11 protein-coding genes are annotated in these 12337 nt (G+C 45.1%); 10 read left to right on the top strand and 1 reads right to left on the bottom strand.

Annotated elements, in window-relative coordinates; translation table 11 throughout:
• The first annotated feature begins 5 nt into the window (after window positions 1-5).
• A complete protein-coding gene (locus C0033_RS12790; protein WP_103228258.1) occupies window positions 6-959 on the top strand; it encodes a (4Fe-4S)-binding protein in 954 nt (317 codons plus the stop codon).
• A gap of 94 nt (window positions 960-1053) precedes the next feature.
• On the opposite strand, the gene C0033_RS12795 is transcribed toward C0033_RS12790, so the two are convergent.
• Window positions 1054-2043, bottom strand: coding sequence for a LysR family transcriptional regulator (locus tag C0033_RS12795; RefSeq protein WP_103228259.1), 990 nt, complete (start codon window positions 2041-2043; stop codon window positions 1054-1056).
• A 171-nt stretch (window positions 2044-2214) separates the two neighbouring features.
• Between C0033_RS12795 and C0033_RS12800 the strand changes: the two genes are divergently transcribed.
• The 9 genes from C0033_RS12800 (at window position 2215) to C0033_RS12845 (ending at window position 12290) form a co-directional block, all read left to right on the top strand.
• Window positions 2215-3270: a C45 family peptidase gene (locus C0033_RS12800; protein ID WP_103228260.1), complete on the top strand. Its 1056-nt coding sequence runs from the start codon at window positions 2215-2217 to the stop codon at window positions 3268-3270.
• Between the two features lie 14 nt (window positions 3271-3284).
• Window positions 3285-4463 carry a C45 family peptidase gene (locus C0033_RS12805; protein ID WP_103228261.1) on the top strand — a complete coding sequence of 393 codons (1179 nt, stop codon included), beginning with the start codon at window positions 3285-3287 and terminating at the stop codon, window positions 4461-4463.
• 45 nt (window positions 4464-4508) lie between these two features.
• Complete coding sequence (locus C0033_RS12810; protein WP_103228262.1) at window positions 4509-6092, top strand: ABC transporter substrate-binding protein; 1584 nt, start codon at window positions 4509-4511, stop codon at window positions 6090-6092.
• 34 nt (window positions 6093-6126) lie between these two features.
• Window positions 6127-7077, top strand: coding sequence for a nickel ABC transporter permease (gene nikB, locus C0033_RS12815; protein WP_103228263.1), 951 nt, complete (start codon window positions 6127-6129; stop codon window positions 7075-7077).
• Complete coding sequence (locus C0033_RS12820; protein WP_103228264.1) at window positions 7070-7957, top strand: ABC transporter permease; 888 nt, start codon at window positions 7070-7072, stop codon at window positions 7955-7957. Before nikB ends, C0033_RS12820 begins: the two co-directional genes overlap by 8 nt.
• A gap of 12 nt (window positions 7958-7969) precedes the next feature.
• Window positions 7970-8977, top strand: a complete 1008-nt coding sequence (locus C0033_RS12825; protein ID WP_103228265.1) for an ABC transporter ATP-binding protein — start codon at window positions 7970-7972, stop codon at window positions 8975-8977.
• The gene (locus C0033_RS12830) at window positions 8974-9930 is read left to right on the top strand and encodes an ABC transporter ATP-binding protein (protein ID WP_103228266.1); all 957 of its coding nucleotides are present in this window, start codon (window positions 8974-8976) and stop codon (window positions 9928-9930) included. The genes C0033_RS12825 and C0033_RS12830 overlap by 4 nt, the downstream gene beginning before the upstream one ends.
• Before the next feature lie 734 nt (window positions 9931-10664).
• The gene (locus C0033_RS12840; protein WP_103228268.1) at window positions 10665-11423 is read left to right on the top strand and encodes a hypothetical protein; all 759 of its coding nucleotides are present in this window, start codon (window positions 10665-10667) and stop codon (window positions 11421-11423) included.
• Window positions 11424-11570: 147 nt separating this feature from the next.
• Window positions 11571-12290 (top strand): hypothetical protein, encoded by a 720-nt coding sequence (locus C0033_RS12845; protein ID WP_103228269.1) that lies wholly within the window; start codon window positions 11571-11573, stop codon window positions 12288-12290.
• Window positions 12291-12337 lie beyond the last annotated feature (47 nt).

Here is a 12337-nt window from a genome sequence, read left to right on the forward strand (position 1 = left end):
TGAGAATGGCTGCATTAACTGTGAACGCCGAAGATGAAAAAAGGGTGAAAGCATTAGGCTTTTTAAACAATAAAGGAACGGATAATTTTTCCGCCAGAATCATTACGGTAAACGGCAAAATTACAGCGGATCAGCAGCAGTGCATCGCTGAAGCGGCACGGCTGTACGGCAACGGAAACATCACCTTTACCACACGGCTGACGCTGGAGGTACAGGGCGTTGCATATGATAAAATAGAGGATTTTCGGACCTATATCGCAAAAGCCGGACTGGAGACCGGAGGAACCGGGTCTAAGGTCCGCCCGGTAGTATCCTGTAAGGGAACCACCTGCCAGTATGGGCTGATTGACACATTCGCTCTTTCTGAGGAGATCCATAAGAGATTCTATAAAGGATACAGCGGTGTAAAACTTCCGCATAAGTTTAAAATTGCGGTGGGAGGCTGCCCGAATAACTGTGTGAAACCTAACTTAAATGATTTGGGAATCATCGGACAGAGAATACCTGAATTCGATGAGGATTACTGCAATGGATGTGTAAAATGTGCGGTAGAGGAAGCATGTCCTGTTAAAGCTGCAAAACTGGAAGATGATTTACTGCATATTGACCGGGAAATGTGCAATAACTGCGGACGGTGCATCGGCAAATGCAATTTTGATGCGATTGAAGACGGTGTGACGGGATATAAGATCTATTTAGGCGGCATGTGGGGCAAGCGTGTTCAGCATGGAAGAGAGCTGAACAGGATATTTACAGATGAAGAAGAAGCGCTGGAAACGATTGAAAAAGTAATTTTATTCTATCGGGAACAGGGAAAGACAGGGGAACGGTTTGCCCAGACGATTCAGAGAATTGGCTTTGAAAATGTGGAGAGAGAGATTTTGGGAAAGGATATTCTGGAGAGAAAACAGGAGATTCTGGATGCGAAGCTTCATGAAGTTGGCGGAGCGACCTGTTAAGCTGTTTTTTTTACATCGGGCCTCAAGGCATTTTTGAAAATGCCTTGAGGATTAAAGTAAAACGTGAAGGCATTTTTAAAAATGCCTTCACGTTTTACTTTAATTGTCTATGGTCGGCCATAAGAGCAGGCAGAACCCTGACATTCCGCACAATCAATTCCGGCGTAGTTTCAATGACCCTTTTAGTCAGATTTATAAAATTGATTAAAGGCGGCGTCAAAATTCTGTTCTTTCTGTAAGCTACAACTAATTTTCTCGTTAAAACCGGGTTATCCAAGGAAAAACAGGCCACCTTATCGGGAATGCCCAATCGGATCGGCGTCACGCATGGAGACACGGCCAATCCGTCTCCCACGGAAACCAGCCTGACCACTGTTTCATGTCTGTACAATTCTCTATGAATATTATATTTGATACCGTGACGTTCCAAAAGGTATTCCGTTATTCTTCTCATGCCGCTTCCCGGCGCCACAATCAGAAAGTCCTGATTGTTTAAAAGCTTTTCCGATATGAGATAAGGGGTCCAGGGGCTGTTTTGGGACAGGTCGAACTGGGAGGAAAATTCTGAATCCCTGGCTGAGATAATAATGAGCGGATCATCCGCTAAAACTTCAAAGTCAATTTCCGGCGTTCCAACCGGAAGGGTATAAAAGCTTATATCAATCTGGCCGGAAAGCATCTTTTCTTCCAGCACATTGCTGTGTCCTTCGATCACTTTAACATCGATCTGAGGATAGGCTTTGGAAAATGCGGGAAGAAGGTGAGGCAGCCATCTGGCGCCGCGTTCTCCCGGGATGCCCAGGACTAACTGGCTCTTTTCCAATGTGGCGATGGCGCGCATTTCGTCTTCCAGATAATCGTTGAGTTCCAGCATTTTTTTTGCCTGTGCTAGAAAAAATTCACCAGCGTAGGTCAGCTTAATCGGAGATACCGTGCGGTCGAATAATGGAAGACCCAGATGTTCTTCCAGCAGATTGATGGATTTTGTCAGCGCAGGCTGGGAGATATAAAGGGATTCTGCCGCCCGGGACATATTTTTATGTTCTGCCACCGCAATCACGTAACGGAAATGGTTAATATTCATTAGTTATCACCTCGTAAACATATTATAACAAAAAGTTATCGTTATGTAAAATGTTTGATATTAGACGGCTGAAGAAATTATAAGTATACTTATCGTAAAGTATTTAGACGTCTGATAAATGGTTAAAACAATGGAAGGTATTGCTATCTTTTTGGAAAGGAGTGGAATTGTATGAGAGAATTTCCATATATTAAAATCGATGCGCCAACCCCTTATGAGAGAGGCGTCCAGTATGGGAAACAGGCAAAGATACAGATATTAAAGGCCAGGGAACATTATAAATCTTATTTTGGCGGCAGGGGAGATGAGTGGGATTCGGTATGCAGATTTGCGCTGAGGTACTCCGAGATGTTAGAGGAGGCATTTCCTGATTTATTGGAGGAAGCGAGAGGGATTGCCAAAGGTGCTGAAGTTGAATTCGCTGATATCATGGTGATTAACTGTCGGTATGAGATGAGCAAATTCCCGAAAGTGCCTGAATGCACTACCGGAGCTGCGTTGGCCGGAAGCACAGAAGAAAAGTGTACCTATTCATTTAAAAATTGGGATTTTTCTAAAGGAGTTTTGGATCATGTAGTGATCCTCCATATTATTACAGAAGACGGAACCAGAATTATGGGATTGACGGAAGCAGGGCAGATGATTCGGGACGGCTTTAACAATTACGGCCTCTCTATCGGAACGAATAACCTGCAGTCGGTTCATGATCATTCCGGGTTTGGAATACCGGTTACATTTCTGCGGAGAAAAATACTCATGTGCAGAAATTTTGCAGATGCAGAAAAGCTGATTAAAGAAGCGGTCCGTACGGTTTCCAACAATATTCTTCTGACAGATGCAAAAGGCGGCCAGGCAAAAGATTTTGAGTGGCATCCCCTTGGCGTAAATGAATTGGAACCTCAGGACGATATCCTGACTCATGCAAATCATTTTGTAGAAACGCCTGAACTGGATGCTTTGGCGGGAAGGCCTAAAAACAGGGATACAAGACTTCGCAGCCTGCTGATGAAGCGCTACGGGCACATTACTCCGGAATATATCATGGAGTGTATGAAGGATCATGAATATTATCCGCTTTCCATTTGCGGCCATCCCACATCGGATGATAACGAATACACAAAGGACCGTATGACCGTGTCGTCTATGATCGTGGATTTTGATCATTCCTGCGCCTATATCTGTGCAGGTCCGCCATGTGAAGGCGAATATAAGAAATATAACCTTTAGAAGGAGCAGATATTATGTTTAGTCAAATGAACTATGAAAACGGAAAGAAGACCGGGAAACAGTGTGCAGATTCGATTGCTGAAAATATACGTGTTTTCTTCCGGACGGCAGAAGCTGCCGGATACTCGGAAGAGGCGATTCATATTCAAGCCGAATTCATGAAAAAGGATCTTTCACCGTCCAGGTATGAAGAGGTGCGGGGGATTGCAGAAGGGGCCAAGGTGGACTTTGGCCGGCTTTTGGCCTATAACCTGCTTCAGCAGAAGATTCTTCCGGAGGGATGCACGGTGTTCTTTGCGGCAGGCAGCTCCAGCAGTACCGGGGCTACTATAATCGGGAAAAACAGTGATAAAGGCGGAGATGAATTATTTACTGGAAAAAATTGCTATAAATTACATGAAATTAACGTGGTATCATATTTTGAAAATGAGGATGGAAGCCACATTGTCGGCGTATCGGCGGCGGGCACAACGGGCATTAAAATGGGGCTGAACAGCCATGGGGTAGCGGCTGCAACCAATTTTGGATATTCCTCTGAAATTAAAAGAAAAAGTCTGTCTACCGAGGATAAATTTGCAGGTGACAGAGCGCAGATCGCCAGAGATGCGCTGCAGCATAAAACAGCTCTTGAGGCGGCACAGTATGCGGCCTCAAGGCTGATAGCCCGGCCCATGGCTTCCAGCGGGATTCTGGAATTTGCGGATGCCGATGAAGTTTATATTGTGGAAAATGCATATGAATATGTGGCAGTCAATAAGATCACCAATGCGGTGGATTCCAGGTCAAACTACTTCGTTACGCTTGATAAGCTCAATGAGCCTGGAAATGCGTCCTGCTATTGCAGATATCACAGAAGCCAGAAAATGCTGGCCGAAGTGGAGGGGCACGTAACGGTTGATGATTTAAAACAAATTTCAATGGATCACCACGACGGAACCGGATCAGTTGGAATTTGCCGCCATCTGGACGGAATTCAAAGCTCCACCCAGTCTTCCGCCATTATGGAATTAAATAGGGAGCATCCGGAGAAATCTCTGATTCATGTGGCCTTGGGCAAACCTTGCAATGCTTGGCGAAACGAAGACGGCCATGTCACAATTTCAATGGATATGAAGAGAGAAGAGCTTCCGGAAGAGTTTTTATGCGGAGAGCCATATAAAAAATATTGTATGGCAGAACCAATTTTTAACTAATATACAAAATATGAAAAAGCTAATGTAAAAAAAGGAGGAGTACTTATGAAGTTAAGATTATTGGCATTAACATGTTCAGCAGCTATTGCATTTTCTCTTATGGGATGCGGTTCCGGCAAAGGCGCAGCAGAATCGCCTGCCGTACAAACTTCGGCAGAGAAAACAGGGGAAACATCGGCCGCGGCTCCGGCGGAAAAACCCTCTTCGGATGCAAAAGTCCAGGAATCCGTTGTGGTGGGAATAAAAGCGCAGATAACCAGTATGGATGTACAGAGTGTCAGCAATGTTGCTCATAATATTCCATATAAGCTGACACATTCCACATTGGTAACGATGAATCTGGACACAGGTGAAATTCTTCCTGATCTGGCAGAAAGCTGGGAGTGGACAGACGACAGGACCATAGAATTTAAACTCAGGGAAGACGCAAAGTTCCACAATGGAGAGCCGGTAACGGCGAGAGACGTTGTTTATACATTTGAAAGAGGAAGGGATGGAATTGCTTCTTCTAATAAGATGAAACCGGCAAAAGAAGTGGTTGAGGTGGATGAACATACGGTACGCATGGTATTGGATGCTCCTAACCAGGACTGGCTGGATACCATTTCCCTGCCTGTATTTTCCGTTTTATCAGAAAAAGCGCTACAGGATGATCCGGATAAGGGATATGAAATCGGGGCCGGCCCATACATGGTAAAGGAATTTGTCAGCAAGGATTATCTGGCGCTCACCCGGTTTGAAGATTATATGGACGGGCCGGTTCCTACGGTTAACCTGACCCTGCGCTACATACCCGAAGCTTCTTCGCGGTTAATCGCCCTTCAGACAGGGGAGATTGATCTCTGCCAGGACCCTGATACCATTGAACTGGATACGATTAAAAATGATACCAATCTCAGGCTGGTGGAATTTGAAGGAACAACCTGCCAGTTTTTCGCATTTAACTGCAAAAATGAACTGACCAGCAATAAATATCTGCGCCAGGCCATTGCCTGTGCGGTAAATAAACAGGATATTATGGATGCCACCATCAATGGATATGGAACGATTGCTGATTCCTTCTGGGGACCTACACAGTTCGGTTATGTTGAAAACTTTGAAACATGGCCTTATGATCTTGAAAAAGCGAAAGAACTGATGAAAGAAGCCGGCTTTGAAAATGGCGTGGATCTGGAGGTGACCGTAGCTTCCGGCGCCCGTGTTATTACGGCTGAAGTTTTACAGTCTCAGTTAAAGGAAATTGGCGTCAATGTAATTATCAATGAAGTGGATTCAGCGGCATTGACCAGTATTACAAATGAAGCGAGACATCAGGGACTGGTATACGGTTTAGGATTTAATACCGCCGGCGATGAAGTGAGACGTGTATACGGAGAAGGCAGTTCCACCAACCGTTCCCACTATTATAATGAGAAAGTGGTGGAATTAATGGACAAGGCCGTTCAGGAATTCGATGAGAACAAGCGTCTGGACTACTATAAAGAGATTCAGGAAATTGCAAAAGAAGACATTCCGGTTATTCCTCTTTACTATGAGAAAAACTTCTGGGGAGTTAAAAAGAATGTAGGCGGTGTTACCTGGTATGGAAACTCCAATGTGGACTTGTCTACCGTTTATGTTGAGCAGTAATTCAGGTTAAGAGGAAGTATGAAAGGAGCTTACGATGTATCGTTATGTGATTAAGCGTCTGCTCATGTTGATTCCGGTTATCATAGGTATCTCGTTTCTGGTCTATTTTGTAATAGATTTAGCTCCCGGAGATATTATCAGCCAGATTGCATCTGAGGATGCAACTGTAGAGGAAATAGAGGAATTACGTGAGGAATATGGATTTAATAAGCCAATCATAGTCAGGTACGCGGAATATATGTCAGGTATGCTGCACGGCGATCTGGGCACTTCATATATTACCGGTGAACCTGTATTTGAAAGCTATATGAAACGACTGCCCAACACGCTGATTCTGGCCTTTGCCTCCATCCTGGTTTCGGTGGTCATATCAATTCCGCTGGGAATTATTTCTGCGGTTAACCAGGGAACATGGAAGGATAATGTGACCATGGTGGTGGCGCTGCTGGGGTTATCGATGCCCAACTTCTGGCTGGGACTTCTGCTCATTATATTATTTTCATTAAAATTGGGACTTCTTCCTTCCGGGGGCTACGGTACCATAGCCCATATTATACTTCCTGCTATTACAGTGGGTACCGGGTTAACAGCTATGTTAACCCGTACTACCCGCTCTTCCATGCTGGATGTGATCCGTCAGGATTATCTGAGGACCGCCAGGTCCAAAGGAGTGCCGGAAAAGAGAGTGATTCATAAACATGCGTTAAAAAATGCTTTGATTCCCATAATCACCGTTATCGGTACCCAGCTGGCGTCCTGCCTTGGCGGAGCGATCATAACGGAAACCGTTTTTGCATGGCCCGGAGTGGGACGGCTGATCCTGGATTCGGTTAATTCCAGGGATATTCCAATGGTTACGGGATGTATCATCATGAAAACCATTACCATCAGCCTCATTCTGCTGTGTGTGGATTTACTTTACGCGGTGGTGGACCCAAGAATCAAAGCACAGTATGCTGTGAAGGGAGGTAAGTCCCATGGATGAAAACATGATACTTGTTTCCAAGCAATATAAAAAACGAAGTCAGGGAGCTGAAATATGGCGCAGAATACGTAAAAACAGAGGCGCCATGCTGGGACTTTTTCTGGTTATTATGATTGTGTTGATCGCTGTTTTTTCCGGGGTATTTATGGACTATGAGACCGATGTAATCGGACAGAATATATCCCAACGGCTCCAGCATCCCAGTTTAGCTCATCCCATGGGAACGGATGATGTGGGACGGGACGTTATGAGCCGTCTTTTATACGGAACCAGATATTCTCTTTCCGTGGGCGTGGTGGCAGTAATCATTGCCTTGATTTTCGGTGTGACTCTGGGGTCTGTGGCCGGATTTTTCGGCGGTAAAATTGAAGAAGTCATCATGAGGGCCAGCGACATGCTGGCGGCGGTTCCCAGCATATTGATGGCAATCGCCATCGTGTCGGCTTTGGGACAGAGCACATTGAACCTGATGCTGGCTGTGGGGATCACCAGCGTGCCGCAGTTTGTCCGAATTACCAGGGCGGCTGTACTCACGGTACGAAACCAGGAATACATAGAAGCCTCCCGGTCCATAGGGCTGAATGAATTTAAAATCATCTGGTGCCACGTGCTGCCCAACTGCCTGTCGCCGATTATAGTCCAGACCACGCTGCGGGTGGCCTCGGCGATCATATCGGCTTCCAGTTTAAGTTTTTTGGGATTAGGGGTTCCGTCTCCAAATCCGGAATGGGGCAGTATGCTGTCGGCAGGAAGAAAGTTTATCAGGGGCTACAGCTACCTTACCCTGTTCCCGGGTCTTGCGATCATGATTACGGTTTTGTCGTTAAACCTGTTGGGAGACGGACTTCGAGACGCATTAGACCCGAAACTGAAACGATAAGGAGGATAAGAGATGGAAGATACCAAGGATTTAGTGCTGGATATTGAAAATCTGGTCATCCACTATGTGTTGGAAGAGGAGACGGTCTGTGCCGTAAATGGGATCGACATCAAACTGGGCAAAGGGAAGATACTGGGCCTGGTGGGAGAAACCGGGGCGGGAAAAACCACCACGGCTTTATCAGCCCTGCGCCTGGTCCCGGACCCGCCGGGGGTGATAAAGAGCGGAAAGATCCTCATTGCCGGTCATGATATAATGAAACTGACGCCGGCTGAACTGGAAAAGGTGAGAGGAAAGGACGTGTCCATGATCTTTCAGGACCCTATGACCAGTTTAAACCCGGTTTACACGGTTGGAGAGCAGATTGCTGAGAGCATCGAGCTTCACGAAAACCTGACCAAACAGGAGGCTTATGATAAAGCTCAGGAGATGCTGGAAATGGTGGGCATCCCGGCTTACCGTTCTGTGGAATATCCCCATCAGTTTTCCGGCGGAATGAAGCAGAGGGTGGTAATAGCCATTGCTTTGGCGTGCAACCCCAAGCTTCTGATCGCTGATGAGCCGACAACCGCTTTAGACGTTACCATTCAGGCTCAGGTTCTGGAACTGATGAAAGACCTGATTCGTAAATACAATACCTCTGTTATGATGATCACTCATGATTTGGGCATCGTAGCGGAAATCTGTGACCAGGTAGCGGTCATGTATGCAGGCAGGATCGTGGAAGAGGGGCCTTTGGAGGCTGTCTATAACGAGACAATGCACCCTTATACGGAAGGCCTGTTCAATTCCCTGCCCAATATTAACAAGAGGACAGAGGAACTGCGGCCCATACCCGGTCTGATGCCGGACCCCACTGATCTTCCTGCGGGCTGTGCATTTGCACCCAGATGTCCGTATGCGACAGATAAATGCAGCGACTCCGTTCCCGGCCTGAAAGATGTTGGAGGCGGCCACAGAGTTGCATGTCTGGCATATGAAGATCCTGATTTTGTAATAGAGAGGAGGAAAAATTCATGAGTACTCCTATTTTGGAAGTCCGCAACCTGAAAAAATATTTTAAAACGCCCAGAGGCGTCCTTCATGCGGTTGACGATATTTCGCTGACTATTGAAAAAGGGAAGACTCTAGGGATCGTAGGAGAATCGGGCTGCGGTAAATCCACCACGGGAAGGGTGGTTCTCAGGCTGCTGGAGCCCACATCAGGGCAGATTTTATTTAACGGGACGGATATCGCCAAGCTGAGGAAATCACAGCTTCACAAGATGCGCAAAGAGATGCAGATGATCTTTCAGGACCCATTTTCCTCATTGGACCCCAGAAAGACGGTGAACCAGATTATCAGCGAACCCATTATCGAGTACAAGATCATCAAGGATAAAACTGATCTGGAAAAACGTGTGCTGGAACTGATGGAAACAGTGGGGCTGGCGGAACGTCTGATCAATACTTACCCCCATGAACTTGATGGAGGGCGGCGTCAGCGTGTCGGAATCGCCAGGGCCCTGGCCATGGAACCACAGTTCATCGTCTGTGACGAGCCTGTTTCTGCGCTGGATGTATCAATTCAGGCCCAGATTCTCAACCTTCTGAAGAAACTGCAGAAAAAAATGGAGCTGACCTATATTTTTATCACCCATGACCTGTCGGTTGTCAACTATTTTGCAGATGATATTGCGGTTATGTATCTGGGACAGCTGGTGGAAAAAGCTCCGGCGGAGGAGCTGTTTGCCAATCCGACCCATCCTTATACAAAGGCGCTGCTTTCAGCGATTCCTGTTCCGGAGATCGGAAGGAGAAAAGAGCGAATTATTTTAAAGGGTGAAATATCGTCCCCAATCGATCCGCCGGATGAATGCCGTTTTGTGAAACGGTGTTCCTGCGCAGGCGACCAGTGCAGGAAGGGATGTCCGGAGCTGAAGGAAATCAGCAAGGGGCATTTTGTGGCCTGTTGGAGGACGGGGGAATTTTAGAATAGGGACTTCACCTTGAAGGATATTCCGGCCTGGCGGATGAATCATAATAATGGGAATTAGCTGTCAATTGTTTGGATTGACAGCTATTTTTTCGTTTTTATGTAATTAAGATAACGGAACAGGTGAAAAGCAGCGATACTAAGCAGGCGGACAATGTGATGATTCGGTTGATCGGCATATGAATAAAGCATTTTGTCAGAAATAAGTCTAATATACTCCGGATTTTGATATGATTCATGAGAAATCAATTAATTTTGGAAAAGGAGGGAAAGGATATGTGAAAGACGGATGATATTGGAGCAAGGGCAGATGTTTACGGATTAATGGAAAGGGCTCGAATGTCATGCTGATATTTTTAATTTATATGTATTGAAGGAAAATCTTTACTGTGTTAAAATTAGAATGAAAATTAAAAAGCATAGCACCTATAGAAGTGCTGTCACACTTCTATAGGTGTGAAAAGCGTTTTGGCGAACGCTTTCACAATGGTTGCTACCACTACTACGCCTTTTTATTATAATCTAAGTCGATTCAATAGACAAGATGAAAAATGGGCTAGGAGTTTTTTTGCTGTACTCAAAAATGAGATAGAGCAGGATGTGAAAGCGGAAATGCTAAACATCCTGCTTTTTAATTTGGTCAAATTATGGGGGAGCAGGAAGTATGAATCCTGCTCTGTCCCATTAAAATGATGGCAGAATAAGTGATAGGGAAGAAAAGGAGATCAGGTTATGAAGGTATTGAAGAGGTTTTTAATTATAGGGATGATTGGAGTTTTAGGTCTGACAGGATGTTCTGCAAAATCGTTTGACAGAACAGACCGTATAGCGAAGGAAGAAACTGAGAAGACAGAGAAGAAAAAAACTGCCGATAAGGAAGAGAAAGAGGACAAAGAGGAAAAAAATGAGGATAAAAAGAAAAAAGGTAAAGCAGATGGGACGCCCGTCACCAGCCTGACAATAGATAAAACAACTGTGTATCTGGAAAATCTGACTCTCAGGGAACTGGTTATATTTCTTCAAAAGGCAGGATACAGCTGTGATGAGCTGGATCGTAAGCTGGGACCGAATGAAAAAGCAAAAGTGGAGATAGAAAATGCTGATGGGGATGATGCGGTGGAAGTCGGCATATATAATCCGTCCAATGAAGAGGATATATTCAGCAACGGAAAAATAAGCAGGATTCGTATGTGTGAGAGTGCGGATGATATCTACTTCCTTAATGGAAAAATTAACGATAAATCCAAAACGAGACAGATCAAAAATGCATTCAATGATTTAGAGATAGAGTATGAAGAACATTATTACGGAGAAACGACTGCATATGCACCAAATGGATCAGTTCCGACCACAGCGGCCATAGGCGAAGAGGATATACCATATTGGGGCACGGCAAAACTCCCGGCCGGACAGGAAGCAGTTATAGAAATCAACAACAGCAGAGACGGATGGAGATCTGTAACTATAGAACTTCCTTTGATCTATGAATAATGATGGAGGAAAACTTATAGATTTGGAAGAATTTAAAAAAGAACAGCCAAGGGCGCCCAATAGAATGATGACGTACTGTGGTAAAGAATAAAACGGTGTGAAAATTAAAAAGCACAGCACTTGAGATTGAAAAGATGGAGGATAAATATGAAGTTTATTAAGAGATTAATTGCATTAGGATTGGCGGCAGGTTTAACCGTTGCCGGAGGTATGACTGCAGTTGCAGAGGATTATAATATCGTTTTCAGCGGTGTATTCACACCTGCTGAGGCTATTGAGGATACCGGGTCAGAATTGACCGCATCCTATTACGGCATGGATTTTAGCGGAAAGCTTTATAACCTATTGGATGAAAATACTACGCTTGCAATGGATGAAGCCCAAAGTTCAGGAATGGCAGGAAATCCGGTAGTCTATTGGGGATATCTGGACGGCAGTGATTTTGTGAGTTTGGGATCATGGGAATCCAGCATGATGGGGAACTTACCGATGAATGACAGCATTCAGGGCGGAAAAAATTATCCTGTAATTAATCCGGAACAGCTTGCAAAAGATAAGGCCGATGGTTCAGCCTATTCCAAAACCTATGTGGTGATGATTAATGCTGTTAATACGACTAATTATGCAGATGATTACATGGGATACTTTTTTAAACTGAAACAGGGCGGTACCAATGCATCAGCCGCTGCATGGAAGAAGGACAGTGCGGGCTGGTGGTATGATAACGGCGACGGCACTTATCCGGCGAATCAATGGAAAGAGATAAGCGGCAAATTTTACTATTTCGGAGCGGATGGATATATGCTTCATGATACGGTAACGCCGGATAATTATCAGGTAGGAGCGGATGGGGCCTGGATTCAATAACAGCCGCGGATTATGCGTTTAGCTATGAATTATAAAAACAAAACCGA

Source organism: Clostridium sp. chh4-2 (assembly GCF_002899675.1).
Classification (GTDB): Bacteria; Bacillota; Clostridia; order Lachnospirales; family Lachnospiraceae; genus CHH4-2.

Excerpts from the sequence above, each read along its gene's own strand:
- C0033_RS12810 (WP_103228262.1), top strand. The coding sequence starts at position 4,509 with ATGAAGTTAAGATTATTGGCATTAACATGTTCAGCAGCTATTGCATTT.
- nikB (WP_103228263.1), top strand. The coding sequence starts at position 6,127 with ATGTATCGTTATGTGATTAAGCGTCTGCTCATGTTGATTCCGGTTATC.
- C0033_RS12800 (WP_103228260.1), top strand. The coding sequence starts at position 2,215 with ATGAGAGAATTTCCATATATTAAAATCGATGCGCCAACCCCTTATGAG.
- C0033_RS12840 (WP_103228268.1), top strand. The coding sequence starts at position 10,665 with ATGAAGGTATTGAAGAGGTTTTTAATTATAGGGATGATTGGAGTTTTA.
- C0033_RS12805 (WP_103228261.1), top strand. The coding sequence starts at position 3,285 with ATGTTTAGTCAAATGAACTATGAAAACGGAAAGAAGACCGGGAAACAG.
- C0033_RS12830 (WP_103228266.1), top strand. The coding sequence starts at position 8,974 with ATGAGTACTCCTATTTTGGAAGTCCGCAACCTGAAAAAATATTTTAAA.
- C0033_RS12825 (WP_103228265.1), top strand. The coding sequence starts at position 7,970 with ATGGAAGATACCAAGGATTTAGTGCTGGATATTGAAAATCTGGTCATC.
- C0033_RS12820 (WP_103228264.1), top strand. The coding sequence starts at position 7,070 with ATGGATGAAAACATGATACTTGTTTCCAAGCAATATAAAAAACGAAGT.
- C0033_RS12790 (WP_103228258.1), top strand. The coding sequence starts at position 6 with ATGGCTGCATTAACTGTGAACGCCGAAGATGAAAAAAGGGTGAAAGCA.
- C0033_RS12795 (WP_103228259.1), bottom strand. The coding sequence starts at position 2,043 with ATGAATATTAACCATTTCCGTTACGTGATTGCGGTGGCAGAACATAAA.
- C0033_RS12845 (WP_103228269.1), top strand. The coding sequence starts at position 11,571 with ATGAAGTTTATTAAGAGATTAATTGCATTAGGATTGGCGGCAGGTTTA.